The organism is Marinobacter sp. V34 (assembly GCF_055524115.1).
Genome location: NZ_JBUPZY010000014.1, coordinates 46865 through 62011 on the forward strand (window position 1 = coordinate 46865; position 15147 = coordinate 62011).

A 15147-nucleotide genomic window follows, 5' to 3' on the forward strand; every position below is an offset into this window, starting at 1 on the left:
CCGCCAAGCACCAAACAAGCAGGCTACAAACCGAGCCTTAAAGCTCCTCCAAAGCCGACAACGCATCGCTCAGTTTGGTAACGGGAATCACCTTCATCCCCTCAATAGCCTTACGAGGCGCATTAGACTTAGGCACCAAAGCGCGGGTAAACCCATGCTTGGCAGCTTCGTAAATGCGTTCTTGACCACTGGGTACCGGCCGAATCTCGCCAGAAAGGCCGACCTCGCCGAAGATCACCAGATCCTGGGGCAGGGCGCGGTCGCGAAAGGAGGACACAATGGCCGCCAGCAGCGCCAGATCCGCACTGGTCTCATTAACCTTCACACCACCCACCACATTCACAAACACATCCTGATCCGACACATGCATGCCGCCATGTCGATGCAGCACCGCCAGAAGCATTGCCAGCCGATTCTGATCCAGCCCCACTGCAACGCGCCTTGGGTAGCCGCCCTGGGCCATATCCACCAGCGCCTGAATCTCCACCAGCATCGGACGTGTGCCTTCCCAGACCACCATCACAACGCTGCCAGGAGCGGCCTCCTCGCCACGATTCAGGAAGATGGCACTGGGATTTTTCACTTCTTTTAGACCCTGTTCCAGCATCGCAAACACGCCGAGCTCATTGACCGCACCAAAACGGTTCTTGATGCCTCGTAACGTGCGATAGCGACTGTCACTGGAGCCTTCCAGCAGGATGGAGCAGTCGATCATATGCTCCAGCACTTTCGGCCCGGCCAGGCTGCCGTCCTTCGTGACGTGTCCCACCAGGAACAGAATTGTGCCGGTCTGTTTGGCGAAACGGGTTAGGTAAGCTGCACTTTCACGGACTTGGGAAACACTACCCGGTGCGGATTCTGACTCGGCCACATGCATCACCTGGATACTGTCCACCACCAGAATGCGGGGTTTTTCGGCTTCGGCTACCTGCATTACTCGTTCAACGCTGGTTTCCGATAGCATCTTAAGGTCTTTTGTGGGCAGCCCCAGGCGTTTGGCGCGCATAGCGACCTGTTGCAATGATTCCTCGCCGGTGACGTAAAGCGCGGGAACGCTGGACGCCAGATGACACACAGCCTGCAGAAGCAGGGTGCTCTTGCCGGCGCCTGGATGGCCCCCCATCAGTATGGCGGAACCCGACACCAGGCCTCCACCCAGCACGCGGTCAAACTCCTGCATGCCGGAGCTGATGCGGGGCTGCTCAGCAAGACTGACGTCGTCCAGGCTTTTCACTTCCGAGAGACTACCTGCAAAGCCCTCAAAGCGACTCCCGCGGGCACCCTTGGCGTTGCCGCCACTGACGCCACGAACCTCACTGATCGTGTTCCAGGCCTGGCAGGCGGTACATTGCCCCTGCCACTTGGAATAGTCTGCACCGCATTCGGTGCAGACGTAGGCAGTTTTCGCTTTTGCCATCAGGCCAGCTTCTTGTACTTCATGCGCTGGGGCACCATGGCGGAGTCTCCCTTGCGCTTCTTGTGGTCCTCATCGTATTCGCTGAAGTTGCCTTCGAAGTAGACCACTTCACCGTCGTCCTCAAACGCCAGGATGTGAGTGGCTACACGGTCCAGGAACCAGCGGTCGTGCGAGATCACCAAAGCGGAGCCAGGGAAGTTGAGCAGGGCTTCCTCCAGGGCGCGCAGCGTTTCCACGTCCAGATCGTTGGTCGGTTCGTCCAGCAGCAGCACGTTGCCACCTTCTTTCAACAACTTGGCCAGGTGCAAGCGATTGCGTTCACCGCCCGACAGATCGGCAACCCGCTTTTGCTGGTCAGAGCCCTTGAAGTTGAAGCGGCCCACGTAGGCCCGCGACGGTGTCTCGTAATTGCCGATCTTGATGATGTCGTTACCGTCACTGAGCTCTTCCCAGACGGTATTGTCGCCGTTAAGGTCCCGCATCTGGTCCACATAGGCCAGTTTTACGGTTTCACCCACGGTGATGGTGCCGGAATCGGGTTTGTCGTAGTCACCGATCATGCGGAACAGCGTGGACTTGCCCGCGCCGTTGCCGCCGATGATGCCAACAATCGCGCCGGGAGGAACGCTGAGTGACACGTCTTCGTATAGCAGGCGGTCATCGAAGGACTTGCTGATGCCCTCGATCTCAATCACCTTGTCGCCCAGGCGAGGGCCGGGTGGAATGTAAAGTTCGTTGGTCTCGTTGCGCTTCTGGAATTCCTGGGAGCTCATTTCCTCAAAGCGGGCTAGGCGGGCCTTGCTCTTGGACTGGCGGCCCTTGGCATTACTACGCACCCATTCCAGCTCGTGCTTGATGGTCTTCTGGCGGGAGGCTTCCTGCTTAGCTTCAACCTCCAGGCGTTTTTCCTTGTTCTCCAGCCACTGGCTGTAGTTACCCTCAAACGGAATGCCCTGGCCGCGGTCCAGCTCCAGAATCCAGCCAGCAACGTTGTCCAGGAAGTAGCGATCGTGGGTGATGGCTACCACGGTGCCGGTGTAGTCATGAAGGAAGCGCTCCAACCAGGCCACGGATTCCGCATCCAGATGGTTGGTTGGCTCGTCTAGCAGCAGCATGTCCGGGCTTGAAAGCAGCAGGCGGCAAAGTGCTACGCGGCGGCGCTCACCACCGGACAGGTTCTTTACCATGGCATCCCATGCCGGAAGACGAAGGGCGTCGGCGGCCACTTCCATCTTGCGCTCGATATCATGACCGTCGGAAGCCTGGATGAACGCTTCCAGCTCGCCCTGCTTCTTGGCCAGGGCATCAAAGTCGGCGTCTGGTTCAGCGTAGGCAGTGTATACCTGATCCAGCTCGGCCAGGGCATCGTGAATGCCAGAGACCGACTCATCAACAATCTCCTTGACGGTCTTGCTGTCATCCAGTTCTGGTTCCTGAGGCAGGTAGCCCACGTTAATGCCCGGCTGAGGACGGGCCTCACCAATGTAATCCTGATCGATACCCGCCATAATACGTAGCAACGTGGATTTACCGGCGCCGTTAAGACCTAGTACGCCAATCTTCGCGCCCGGGAAAAAACTCAGGGAAATGTCTTTGAGGATTTCACGCTTGGGCGGAACCACCTTGCCCACGCTTTTCATATCGTATACGTATTGGGCCATGTGTCGGAATCCTTCTTGCGTATGTAAGTGTCGGAACGACTATAAATGGTGTCTGACTAAGGCCATCGGGCAGGGTGATCCGGGATCGTCAAAATCAGGGATGATTTTGTCGAGCGTACAGGGACGTATTTACAGCGTATCCCGGATCGCCCTGCCCGATGGCCGTAACGCCAATAGCCAGTAGCCGCAACCAATGAATATTGACCGAGTAAGGTATCGAAACCAACCGGGGATAGCAATTGAGCAAAAAGCGCAGGTGGCGGCGTGTCGGTATCTGCGGACGGCATAAAGGGTGATTTTTTACCCATTTGTAAGATAGAATAGCGGCCCATTTTTTCGGGCAGCTAAGCACATAGGGGCAGCGCATCCATGTTTAATCGTGATATGAAAATCGCCGGCTTTGACGACGAGCTCTGGAACGCCATTCAGGCCGAAGAGAAACGCCAGGAGGCTCATATCGAGCTGATCGCGTCTGAGAACTATACCAGTCCCAGGGTGATGGAAGCCCAGGGTAGCGCGCTGACCAATAAGTACGCGGAAGGCTACCCCGGTAAGCGTTATTACGGCGGCTGCGAATTTGTAGACATCGCAGAAGATCTGGCCATCAGCCGTGCCAAGGAACTGTTTGGCGCTGCTTATGCCAACGTCCAGCCCCACTCAGGCTCTCAGGCCAATTCAGCCGTTTTCATGGCGTTGCTCAAGCCCGGCGATACTGTGCTTGGCATGAGCCTGGCCCATGGCGGCCATCTGACCCACGGTGCCAGTGTCAATTTCTCCGGCAAGATCTACAACGCCGTGCAGTATGGGCTGAATCCGGAGTCCGGCCTGATTGATTACGATGAAGTGGAAAACCTTGCCGTCGAGCACAAACCGAAGATGATCATTGCTGGTTTTTCCGCCTACTCCCAGGAACTGGACTTCGCCCGTTTCCGTGAGATTGCCGATAAGGTTGGTGCCTATCTGTTCGTGGATATGGCACACGTAGCAGGCCTGGTGGCAGCTGGTGTTTATCCGGATCCGGTGCCGCATGCCCATGTGGTTGCGACGACTACCCACAAGACCCTGCGCGGTCCTCGTGGCGGCCTGATTCTGGCCTGCGACGATGCCGATCTGCAGAAGAAGCTGAACTCTGCGGTATTCCCTGGTGGCCAGGGTGGTCCGTTGATGCATGTGATCGCTGCCAAGGCGGTCTGCTTCAAGGAAGCCATGAGCGACGAGTTCAAAGCGTATCAGAAACAAGTTGTTAAAAACGCCAAGGCCATGGCTGAAGTGTTTGTCTCCCGCGGCTTCGATGTCATTTCCGGTGGCACTGAGAATCACCTGTTCCTGGTCAGTTTGATCAAGCAGGACATTACCGGTAAGGATGCAGACGCAGCTCTGGGGCGAGCGCACATTACCGTGAACAAGAACGCCGTACCTAACGATCCGCGCTCTCCGTTCGTGACATCTGGCTTGCGCATTGGTACCCCCGCGGTCACCACGCGTGGATTCGGAGAGTCTGAGTGTCGCGATCTCGCGGGTTGGATGTGTGACATTCTCGATAGTCTGGAAGACGAAGCTGTCAACGGCCGGGTTCGGGAGCAGGTTGAAGGCCTGTGCTCGCGGTTCCCGGTTTACACCGGCTAAACAGCCTGATTGCGCCGTCGGGCAGGTTTTGACGCCTGGCCCGATGGTTTGCGGGAGTTTCTGAATATGCATTGTCCTTTCTGTGGTGAAGCGGATACCAAGGTAATCGACTCCCGGCTGGTGGCCGAGGGTGATCAGGTGCGTCGCCGCAGGGAATGCCTGTCCTGCCGTGAGCGTTTCACCACCTTTGAGTCAGCGGAGCTGGTTATGCCTCGTGTCGTCAAGCAGGACGGCACGCGCCAGCCCTTTGACGAGGACAAGCTCCGGTCGGGCCTGATGAAGGCACTTGAAAAGCGCCCGGTAAGCATTGAAGAGATCGAGGCAGCGCTGAATCGCATCCGGTTCCGGTTGCGGGCTACTGGCGAGCGGGAAGTAAAGTCCATGCAGCTTGGTGAGGAAGTGATGACCGAGCTGCGCCAACTGGACAAAGTAGCCTACGTGCGTTTTGCCTCTGTGTACCGCAGCTTCCAGGACGTTAACGAGTTCAAGGAGGAGATTGAGCGCCTTTCGGCGACCTCGGGCGAAGACCCGGTGGATGTGGCCAAGGCATTGGCGGATAACCATTCCTCCGAAGGACAGGCATGATCGACGCTCAGGACACGGCTTTTATGGCTCGTGCGGTGCAGCTTGCCTGGCGTGGCTGCTATTCGACGCACCCCAACCCGCGAGTGGGGTGCGTCATCGCCCGTGGCAGCGAGATTCTCGGCGAAGGCTGGCATGAACGTGCGGGCGAAGCCCATGCAGAAACCCGCGCACTCAGTCAGGCTGGGCCAGATGCCCGTGGTGCAACGGCCTACGTCACGCTAGAGCCCTGCAGTCATTTTGGCCGCACTCCTCCTTGTGCCAAGGCGCTGATCGAAGCGGGTATCGCCCACGTGTTTGCGGCGACCAAGGACCCCAACCCTTCGGTATCCGGTCGCGGCCTGGATATGCTCCGAGAGGCGGGCGTTCGCGTAACAGAAGGCCTGCTGGCGGAAGAGGCTGTCCGATTGAATCCTGGCTTCATGAAGCGGATGAACATAGGCAGACCCTATGTCCGGCTTAAAATGGCTGCGAGCCTTGATGGCAGGACGGCCATGGCCTCCGGCGAGAGCCAGTGGATTACCGGCTCGGAATCGCGCCGTGATGTCCAGCGGCTTAGGGCTATCAGCGATGCCATTCTGACAGGGGTGGGCACGGTGCTGGCCGACAACCCTTCACTGACAGTTCGTCGGACTGAATTGGGTGACATTGGCGATGCCACGGAACCGTCTCGTCAGCCCTTGCGGGTTATCGCGGACCGGGACGCGCGTACCCCCCCAGGCGCCACGATACTACAGGGAGGCAATGTCCAGGTGTATTGCGCCTCCCCAACACTGGCAACGGCGCCGGCACAGGACCTTGCTGCGTTGGGCGTGGGCCTGACGGGTGTGGCCTGGAAGGACAATGGCATTGATGTTCGCGAGTTGCTCGACTCATTGGGGGAGCTGGGCATCAACGAATTGTTGGTGGAGGCTGGTCCAACGCTGGCAGGCACGTTTATCAGTGAGCGGTTGGTGGATGAGCTATGGCTCTACCAGGCGCCGGTGTTCCTGGGTAGTACCGGCCGGCCCACGGCCAATCTGCCACTGGAATCCATGGCGGACAAGGTGCAATGGAAAGTGCTGGATCGCCGTCAGCTGGGCGAGGATCAACGATTGATCCTGGCGCCGGGATAACGGTTACTAAATTCATGGCTGCCGGCACCGACACTCGGGCGGGCAGACCAACAGGATGCAAATACGGTATGGCACTGAACAGCATTAAAGACATTATCGACGATATCCGTCAGGGTAAGATGGTTATCCTGATGGACGATGAGGATCGGGAAAACGAAGGTGACCTGGTGATGGCCGCAGAGCATTGTACGCCAGAGGCTATCAACTTCATGGCCCGCTTCGGTCGTGGACTGATTTGCATGCCGATGACGCGCCATCGTTGCGAACAGCTTGGCCTGCCGTTGATGGTTCAGCAGAATGCATCGGGTTTTGGGACCAAGTTCACTCTTTCCATTGAAGCGACTGAGGGCGTAACGACGGGTATCTCTGCCGCCGACCGTGCGCGAACTGTCCAGGCCGCTGTTGCCCGCGATGCAAAAGCGTCTGACCTGGTTCAGCCGGGCCATATTTTCCCGCTGATGTCGGACCCGGGCGGGGTGCTCAGCCGAGCCGGCCATACCGAGGCATCCTGCGATCTGGCAGCCCTCGCTGGTTGCGAGCCCGCTGGCGTGATCTGCGAAATCATGAACGACGATGGGTCCATGGCCCGCCGTGAAGATCTGGAAAAATTTGCCGAAACTCACGAACTGAAGATCGGCACGATTGCGGATCTGATCCACTATCGGACATTGAACGAGCGCACCATTGAGTGCGTTGAGCAGTACGACTTGGATACCGAGTACGGTGTATTCAACTTGCGCACCTATCGCGACAATATCCAGGGTTCAACCCATCTGGCCATGGTGATGGGGGATATTGCGGCCGAGGACCCGGTGCTGGTGCGTGTGCACATCACCGATACTCTGCGTGACCTGCTCGGTGCCCGTCGCGCCGATTCCCGTAGCTGGCCATTGCATCATGCTCTGGAGAAGGTGGCGAGTGAAGGTCGCGGCGTCGTTGTCCTGCTCAACAGCGCCGAAGACAGCTACAATCTTGAGGATCGTATCCACGAATTTTTCGAGCAGGATAAAAAGTCCGCGGGTAAGGGCAGCTCCGGTGTTTATTTTACCGTTGGTACCGGCTCACAGATTCTTAGGGATCTTGGTGTTGGCAAGATGCGCCTGCTGAGCCCGCCCATCAAGTTTTCTGCCATTTCCGGATTCGAGCTGGAAGTCGTGGAATACGTGCCCTATACACCCGAATAATGAACCCCGGCAGTCCCGTATCGTAACGGCGGGGGTGCCAATGAAGGAGCCATGCATGGCAGATATTAAAGTAATAGAAGGCGATTTCACTCACTGCAGCGGTAAATACGCGCTGGTCGTCGGCCGTTTCAACGGTTTTGTGGTTGAGAGCCTGGTGGAGGGCGCTGTTGATACCCTGCGTCGCCATGGTATCGCCGATTCCGATATCACGATTGTGCGGGTTCCCGGCGCCTATGAGATGCCGCTTGCGGTCAAGCGTGTGGCGGAAACCGGTAATCACGATGCGATCATTGCACTGGGAGCGGTGATTCGGGGTGGCACGCCACATTTCGACTATGTGGCAGGCGAAGCCTCCAGTGGTTTGGGTGCAGTTAGCCTTGAGACCGACGTGCCGGTGACATTCGGCGTGCTGACGGTCGATTCCATCGAACAGGCCATCGAGCGTGCCGGCACCAAGGCTGGCAACAAGGGCGCCGAAGCGGCGATCACGGCCCTGGAAATGGTCAGCCTCTTTAAAAAGCTGGGTGAATAATGAGCGCATCGGAAGACAGTGCCGCGCAACCGGCCCCCGCGGGCCAACCTAAGGCAGGTGACAGGCGCCGGGCCCGGGCCCTTGCGATGCAAGGCCTCTACCAGCGCCACTTCAGCAAGAGCTCGATCACCGATATCGAATCCGAATTCATCGTCGACAATGATATGTCGAAAGTGGATGCGGCCTATTTCCGCGATCTCCTCAGGGGCGTTCATCGGGAGCAGGCTGAGCTAGATCGACTGTTGGAGCCATTCCTCGATCGCCCGATCCATGAGGTGGATGCCATCGAACTGGCGATCGTGCGCCTGGGTGCGTACGAACTCAAACATCGACTGGACGTTCCATACAAAGTGGTGATCAACGAAGGAATCGAAATGGCCAAGAAGTTTGGTGGCACCGAAGGCCATAAGTTTGTTAACAGCCTTCTGGACAAACTCAGTCACCGCCTGCGGCTGGCCGAGACCCGTCCCCGCTGAGTGATGGGTGAATTCGAGCTGATCCGCCGTTATTTCTTCCCGATCGCCGAGGTCGGCAACGCCTCGGCGGTTCTGCTGGGGCCCGGTGATGACTGTGCCATTCAGCGTATTGGGTCAGACCTGGATCTGGTCTTTTCTGTGGACGCCCTGGTCGAGGGCGTGCATTTTCCCCATCACTACGATCCCGAAAAGCTGGGTTGGCGAAGCCTTGCCGTGGCCGCGAGTGACCTTGCCGCCATGGGGGCCGATCCGGTTTGTTTTACCCTCGCGTTAACGCTTCCTGATGCAGATCCAGACTGGCTGAGCGCCTATGCTTGCGGACTGGCAAGCGCTGCCAGGCGCTTTGGCCTGGCGTTGGCTGGCGGCGACACCACGCGAGGCCCGTTGACCCTGAGCATGCAGGTTCATGGTACGGTACCGAAAGGTGAGGCCATCCTGAGGTCTGGTGCCCAGGCGGGGGACTACATTTGTGTTTCAGGAACACTGGGAGAGTCTGGGGCGGCATTGGACCACCTTGAAGATGATGATCCCGGGCAGGACGTACAGGCGGTCCTTCGTAGGTATCATTTTCCGGAGCCCAGACTTGTTCTTGGCAGGGCTCTGCGCGGGCATGCCACTGCAGCGGTGGATGTATCTGACGGCCTGGTGGCAGACCTGGGGCATATTCTCGAGGCCTCTGGCGTTGCGGCCAGTATTGATGCGAGTCGTCTGCCGCTGTCGCAACATCTGAAACGCCTTGTGGGCCAGTCCGCTGCTGGCCTGGCGTTGAACGCAGGAGACGATTACGAGTTATGCGTTACCCTGCCTCCACAGGTTTGGTCTATTCTCCCTGAGGATGTCCGGCGTGAGCTGACGGTTATTGGCGAGATTACTGCCGGGGAGGGTGTAACCATTGACTGGGGTGATCATATCGAGAACCTGTCAGCGGGAGGATACGACCATTTCAGGAACTGATTCATGAGCAGCGACGACAACCTCCAGGAACCCGAGCTCACTGAAGCACTGCTGCCGCCAGGGTTTCTCCGTAATCCGGTCCACCTGTTGGCGTTTGGGTTTGGCAGCGGTACAGCGGCCAGGGCGCCTGGAACCTGGGGCAGTCTTGCGGCGATTCCCGCCTGGTTCTGTTTTGCCTGGTTGCCACCCGTGGCTTACTGGGGAATTGTCCTGCTGGCCTTCGTGATTGGGATCTGGTTGTGTGGCAAGACGGCAGCCGATCTCAAGGTCCACGATCATGGGGGGATCGTTTGGGACGAGTTTGTGGGCATGTGGATCGCGCTGGGACTCATCCCGGACAACATTTACGGCATTCTGATGGCTTTCACGTTGTTTCGGCTTTTCGATGTGCTCAAACCCTGGCCGATTAGTTGGTTGGATGAGTACTTGCCGGGCGGGCTGGGTATCATGGTGGACGATGTCGTGGCGGGTTTCATGGCGTTACTGTGCCTGCTCGCCATTGACCGGTGGTTGATGCCGATCATTGTCTGAGCATCGTTATGAGACTGGAGGACAGTCCCTATCAGTGGACCTGTTGCTCTTCCGGAAGAAGTCGCACAACATGCAGGAAACGCCTGAGGCCGGTTTCTGCGCGTTGCCGGGAGGCAAAAGGACCGCTGTCGAAGCCCTCCCGGGTGGTGAAATACCACTTGCTCCCGACGCAGAAGAACCGACTGCTTCGGAACGGTGCGGGGCCGTTTTCTCCGGACCGACGTTGGGTATCCATGTTGTCTCCTGAGCCCTTCAGTGCATTTGTGACACGTGTGGGCGCTATTTCAATTCTATGACTGTTTAAAATTAAATCAATTCCTGCCGAATTCAACATTTTTTTACATTTTTTGGGTAGACTTGATGCCTTCCCCGTAACCGGAGTGTCATCGGGTTACTGTAAACAGGCTGCATGTCTTGCCCTTGGCTCGGCCACTCTTCAAAATGCCTTTCAACCACAAGTGATTATCCGCCGGTGAAAGCTGGCGAACAGCACAAGGATATAGCATGAGTATCTATCACGTTTTAGTCTTTTTCAAGAAAGTACGATTCAGTGCAATGGCCCTTGTTGCCATGGTTTTGCTGGCGGGATGCAGCTCTACCATGAGCAACGTCCAAACCTGGGAGGGGGACGCCGTGGATTCCTCGCAGGCCGCCGTCCTCGAGTCCCCGGGTGAAATCCGGGTGCAGCAGGTGAATGGTCGCAAACTCGGTAACTTTCTAATGGATGACCTGGCCCTGAACTACGAGCTTTTACCGGGCGAAAATCAGGTTGTGTTTACTTATAAGACAATCTGGGCCAAGAGCGGCGTGGTCCGCAATGGCGAATCCAAAGTGCACGTTGTTGAAACAGCGCCCCAGGCAGTGATGATCAATGCGCAAGCGGGTGATACCTACCGTTTCAGTTTCGAGCCTCCCGCCAACAAGAGCGATGCCGAGGCTTTCGCCAATAATTTCACTGCTGATGTGGTTGATGGGTCCGGTAATGTTGTAGCCACCGCCAGCGCCTGGGATGGCCAATCTGCCGGCACTCGAACTGCTGCAAGGGCGCCGGTCGGCTCTGGTGGCGAAGGAGAAAGTGTCGGAGGCGCGAGCGTCGACTCCGTGGGTACTCTGGGCGAGCTCAAGTCGCTTTGGGGCCAGGCCAATGAGGATGAGAGGCGTGCCTTCCTGCGTTGGGCCTTCGAGTAACCCGCAATCCTGACGGGCGGCGGCTCCGCCTGCCGCCCGCCACTGCCGTTCAGTTGCGAAATCGCCTGAACGTTTTCCGCAGAGCACCTTCCATGACGTTCAGTGCCTCGTCAGTCAGAGTCGGGTGACTGTCGGGGTATTCGCGCGTGTCTTCTTCATACGGCGGCAAAGTCTCAGCCGCCGATTCGATTGATTTCAGGCTGTTTTCAAGCAGTTCCGGCAGTGAGTCGCCGTCAGCCACTACGTCGGGGCACAGGGTGAAATTGATCGTCAGACTGCCCTGATAGCTCACTGCAACAATCACCAATCCCATGCTGTCGAACAGGGGGGCGGAGTTGAACTGCCGCACCAACCGTGAACCTTGTAAGTACAGCGGCACTTGTGGCCCGGGTACGTTGGTGATCGGGAGGTTGAATACCGGCTGGTATCGTTGTGCAATCTGCAGTTCGGAATACAATCTCGCAGAGAGTGCCAGCATGGTGGAGGGCAGGAGCTCTGTCAGCCTGTCCGCTGCAATGGCTTCACGGTAGGGCTCGGATTCCACCGCATTCCAGTGTATCCGCCGAATTCGTTCAGCGGGATTGGGCTCGGTGGTGGCCAGGTCCAGTAACATGGCGGACATCTGGTTGCCGGTGGCCTTACGAAGACTGCTTGAACGCACGGAAATGGGTGTCATCGCTACCAGAGAGCGTTCCGTTGTGGCATTGCTCTTGTCCAGGTATCGACTTAATGTTTCCGCGCATAGGCCGAGGACGACGTCGTTCAGGGTTACATCACCGAGCGTCGCCTTGATGGCCTTTAGCCTGGACAGGTCCAGGCTGGCGGAAACGATCTTGCGGTTGGCGGTAATCTGGCGGTTGAACGGGCTGTGAGGTGCGGAAAACAGGGGGAACGGCAACGGCAGCTTTCGCATCTGCTTTTGTATTAGCCCGCGAGCAGTGGCTTCGGCGGCACTGATGGCGAGGGATGTCATCTGCAAAGGCTTGCGCAGCAGGTTCGCACCGGTCTGGAGAATAACCCTTTCTTCTGACGGTTCCGGCTGAGGGTGCCAGGGGCGCGGTGCTTCTATTGCTCTGGCTTTTGGTGAGTATTCCAGAAGTTTGCCAATGATTTCCTCGCCACTGAACGCATCAATGGCGGCATGATGCAGTTTCACAATGAGTGCGAAACTTTTGCTGTCTGCGTCATCGTCGAGTTGGAATCCGTCGACAAAAGTGATGTGCCATAGTGGTCGATCCCGTTTGAGCGGTTCTTCCAGAATTCGCGAGGCCAGCCCCATCAGGCTGTCGACTTTGCCGTGGTTGCCGAGGTTCACGTAAGCCAGGTGCCGCTCGATACTGAAGTCCGGATCGTCAATCCAGTAGGGGCGCCCCAGCCGAAAGGGTATTTCCTTCAGGCGCTGGCGGAAGAGAGGAACCACATGGAGCCGGCTTCGCAGATAGGCGACAAAGGTGCTGAAGGCCAGGGGTTTGTCGCGTTCTCGGGCATCAAAAAGATAGATGCCGCCAATGTGCATGGGGGCGGTTTCTGACTCCAGGTACAGGAATGAGGCATCCAGCTCAGACAGCTGCCGCATGGTTTGAGCTCCGTTCACAGGTTCTTGCGTGGGGGCAGTATAAACGACTACGCCACTATTCTGTTGGCCGTTTTGCCCCGGAGGCCTGTGTTGTGAAGTCAGAACTATTTTGGACGGTCATTCAGGGCTGCAGCCAGGCAGCAATGTCTGGAGAGTCTCCCAGTTTTTCCCAGAACCACATCAGAGCCTTGCCCTGATCCTCGGCGTGGCGGGCCAGGTGAAGCTGGATAGCCTGCCTGGGTTCGTGGACTTCGAGTGCTATCAAGGTGCCATTCGCCAGTTGATCACGCACCCGTGCCTCCGGGAGCCAACCGACGGCAAGGCCGGTTTTTTGTACGGCGATCTTTTGGTCGATACTGGCAACCGTCACGGTTCGCTGGCGGCGGAATATGCCGGCGTGGCCGGGGGGTAGGGAGCGGGAAGTATCTGCAGCTACTGCTGCGGGGAAACGAGCAATATCCTCCTCCTTTAATGGCTGAGAGGCCCTTGTCAGGGGGTGGTCCGGTGCTACTGCGTAGACGAAGGCCATGTCGCCAAGTGGCTTGGTTGTGAATGAGCCCGCGGGTTTGCTCACTTGGTCGGCGCCAACGATCAGGTCGATTCGTCGACTTTGGAGGGCATCCCAGGAGCCCGCGAAAACCTCTTCCACCAGCTGTACCTCCACAGGTACGCCTAATTCATAGAACTCTTTGACAGCGGGAAACAGGCACTCGGCCGGTAGCAGGGAGTTGAATCCGATTCGCAGTCGGGTTTCCCAGCCCTGAGCCACCTGGCGGGTGGTGTGGGCCAGGTTTTCAGCAGCTTCCAGCAGGGTGCGGCCTTCTTCCAGCAGATAGCGCCCGGCTGGGGTGAGGGCTGCTCGGTGGCCGGTGCGGTCGAAGATGGCGACGTTGAGGTCTTCTTCGAGTTTCTGGACGGTGTAGCTGATTGCCGAAGGGACGCGGAAGAGTTCGTTGGCGGCGCCGGCAAAGCTGCCTTTGCGGTCGATGGCATCGAGGACTTTTAGGGCGTCTATGGTGATGGCTGTGTGCATGTTCGAATTATCTGAATGTGTTGGCCAGAATTGATTGTTTGAGAGCGTAGCAGGGTGGCCGGTATTCTTCCTCTAATTTCTTGTGGGCCAGTTTGGGGCTCGGGAATCGGGGCAGGCCTTCGCAAACACGCCGTGAACCCATCCATGGGGGCTCGGCATCGCCATCCATGGCAATGCACGGTTTGCGAAGGCCTGCCCCGATTCCCTTGATCAACAGAGTGCGCGCCGCCCACTCAAACCACAAAATATGCGTTCAGTGGAGGTCTTATGGGACTGCTTGTAGATGGCAAATGGCACGATCAGTGGTACGACACCTCGAAAACCGGCGGCAAGTTTGAACGTGAGGCCGCCCGGTTTCGGAACTGGGTGACGGCGGATGGCTCGCCCGGGCCAGCCGGGGAGGGGGGCTTTCCGGCGGAGTCGGGCCGGTATCACCTGTACGTTTCGATGGCGTGTCCCTGGGCCCATCGGACGTTGATTTTTCGGGCGCTCAAGGGGCTGGAGAAACATATTTCGGTGTCGGTTGTGCACCCGGACATGGTGGAGAACGGCTGGGAGTTCCGGTTGGATGAAGAAGCGCATCGGGACACGGCCAATGGTAAGCGCTTCATGTACGAGGTGTATCTGAAGGCAGCGCCCGATTACTCTGGACGGGTGACGGTGCCGACGCTGTGGGACAAGGACAAGCAGACGATTGTCAGTAATGAATCTGCGGATATTATCCGGATGTTCAACTCGGCGTTCGATGGGCTTGATGGTGTTCGGAGTGACCTGGATTTTCACCCGGAAGAACTTCACGGTGAGATCGATGAGGTGAACGAGCGGGTTTATCACACGGTGAACAACGGCGTTTATAAGGCCGGATTCGCGACTGCTCAGGATAAATATGAAGAGGCGTACGGAGCGTTGTTTGATTCCCTCGATTGGCTGGAGGGTCGTCTTTCGGGGCAGCGCTATCTGGCCGGCAATCGGTTAACGGAAGCGGATTGGCGGTTGTTTACCACGTTGATTCGATTCGACGCGGTGTATTTCAGTCACTTCAAGTGTAATCGTCAGAGAATTGCGGATTTCCCGGCACTCTCCAGGTACGTGCGGGATCTTTATCAAGTGCCTGGAGTGCCAGATACGGTGAATATTCGGCAGATCAAGCGGCATTACTATGTGAGCCAGCGCACGATCAATCCGACACAGATCGTGCCGGTGGGGCCGAAGTTGGATTTCACATCGGCCCACAACCGGGAAGCGCTGGGGCCTGAACTCAAGGGCTAAGGC

The 15147-nt window shown here is 57.6% G+C and carries 15 protein-coding genes; 10 read left to right on the forward strand and 5 right to left on the reverse strand.

The annotated features are described in order from the left end of the window. Positions 1-37: 37 nt before the first annotated feature. Both radA and ettA read right to left on the reverse strand, forming a co-directional pair. Positions 38-1417, reverse strand: coding sequence for a DNA repair protein RadA (radA, locus tag AC0B60_RS18715; protein WP_465087383.1), 1380 nt, complete (start codon positions 1415-1417; stop codon positions 38-40). Beyond that, on the reverse strand, positions 1417-3078 hold the full coding sequence (gene ettA / locus AC0B60_RS18720; protein WP_465087384.1) for an energy-dependent translational throttle protein EttA: 1662 nt from the start codon (positions 3076-3078) through the stop codon (positions 1417-1419). The genes radA and ettA overlap by 1 nt, the downstream gene beginning before the upstream one ends. A 369-nt stretch (positions 3079-3447) precedes the next feature. Between ettA and glyA the strand changes: the two genes are divergently transcribed. The 8 genes from glyA to AC0B60_RS18760 all read left to right on the forward strand — a co-directional run bounded on the left by glyA (position 3448) and on the right by AC0B60_RS18760 (position 10078). Beyond that, positions 3448-4704, forward strand: a complete 1257-nt coding sequence (gene glyA / locus AC0B60_RS18725; RefSeq protein WP_465087385.1) for a serine hydroxymethyltransferase — start codon at positions 3448-3450, stop codon at positions 4702-4704. A gap of 66 nt (positions 4705-4770) precedes the next feature. Continuing rightward, a complete protein-coding gene (gene nrdR / locus AC0B60_RS18730) occupies positions 4771-5289 on the forward strand; it encodes a transcriptional regulator NrdR (protein ID WP_465087386.1) in 519 nt (172 codons plus the stop codon). Next, positions 5286-6401, forward strand: a complete 1116-nt coding sequence (gene ribD / locus AC0B60_RS18735) for a bifunctional diaminohydroxyphosphoribosylaminopyrimidine deaminase/5-amino-6-(5-phosphoribosylamino)uracil reductase RibD (protein ID WP_465087387.1) — start codon at positions 5286-5288, stop codon at positions 6399-6401. The genes nrdR and ribD overlap by 4 nt, the downstream gene beginning before the upstream one ends. Positions 6402-6469: 68 nt before the next feature. Further along, positions 6470-7585, forward strand: coding sequence for a bifunctional 3,4-dihydroxy-2-butanone-4-phosphate synthase/GTP cyclohydrolase II (gene ribBA / locus AC0B60_RS18740; protein ID WP_465087388.1), 1116 nt, complete (start codon positions 6470-6472; stop codon positions 7583-7585). Positions 7586-7640: 55 nt separating this feature from the next. Beyond that, positions 7641-8117, forward strand: coding sequence for a 6,7-dimethyl-8-ribityllumazine synthase (ribH, locus tag AC0B60_RS18745; protein WP_286750035.1), 477 nt, complete (start codon positions 7641-7643; stop codon positions 8115-8117). Further along, the gene (gene nusB, locus AC0B60_RS18750; protein ID WP_465087389.1) at positions 8117-8593 is read left to right on the forward strand and encodes a transcription antitermination factor NusB; all 477 of its coding nucleotides are present in this window, start codon (positions 8117-8119) and stop codon (positions 8591-8593) included. The genes ribH and nusB overlap by 1 nt, the downstream gene beginning before the upstream one ends. 3 nt (positions 8594-8596) lie before the next feature. Then, the gene (gene thiL, locus AC0B60_RS18755; RefSeq protein ID WP_465087390.1) at positions 8597-9547 is read left to right on the forward strand and encodes a thiamine-phosphate kinase; all 951 of its coding nucleotides are present in this window, start codon (positions 8597-8599) and stop codon (positions 9545-9547) included. A 3-nt stretch (positions 9548-9550) separates the two neighbouring features. Then, the gene (locus AC0B60_RS18760; RefSeq protein WP_036203625.1) at positions 9551-10078 is read left to right on the forward strand and encodes a phosphatidylglycerophosphatase A family protein; all 528 of its coding nucleotides are present in this window, start codon (positions 9551-9553) and stop codon (positions 10076-10078) included. A 31-nt stretch (positions 10079-10109) separates the two neighbouring features. Here the strand turns inward: AC0B60_RS18760 and AC0B60_RS18765 are convergent, their stop codons facing one another. Then, positions 10110-10313, reverse strand: a complete 204-nt coding sequence (locus AC0B60_RS18765) for a DUF6316 family protein (RefSeq protein ID WP_027830997.1) — start codon at positions 10311-10313, stop codon at positions 10110-10112. Between the two features lie 269 nt (positions 10314-10582). Here AC0B60_RS18765 and AC0B60_RS18770 point away from each other — a divergent pair, with 269 nt between their 5' ends. After that, the gene (locus AC0B60_RS18770) at positions 10583-11266 is read left to right on the forward strand and encodes a DUF2057 family protein (RefSeq protein WP_465087391.1); all 684 of its coding nucleotides are present in this window, start codon (positions 10583-10585) and stop codon (positions 11264-11266) included. Between the two features lie 49 nt (positions 11267-11315). Here the strand turns inward: AC0B60_RS18770 and AC0B60_RS18775 are convergent, their stop codons facing one another. Both AC0B60_RS18775 and AC0B60_RS18780 read right to left on the reverse strand, forming a co-directional pair. Then, positions 11316-12842 (reverse strand): WS/DGAT/MGAT family O-acyltransferase, encoded by a 1527-nt coding sequence (locus AC0B60_RS18775; protein WP_465087393.1) that lies wholly within the window; start codon positions 12840-12842, stop codon positions 11316-11318. Between the two features lie 121 nt (positions 12843-12963). Further along, positions 12964-13875: a LysR substrate-binding domain-containing protein gene (locus tag AC0B60_RS18780; RefSeq protein ID WP_465087394.1), complete on the reverse strand. Its 912-nt coding sequence runs from the start codon at positions 13873-13875 to the stop codon at positions 12964-12966. Positions 13876-14142: 267 nt separating this feature from the next. On the opposite strand from AC0B60_RS18780, the gene AC0B60_RS18785 reads away from it, so the two are divergent. Continuing rightward, entirely contained in the window at positions 14143-15144 is a 1002-nt protein-coding gene (locus AC0B60_RS18785) for a glutathione S-transferase family protein (RefSeq protein WP_465087395.1), read from the forward strand. Positions 15145-15147 lie beyond the last annotated feature (3 nt).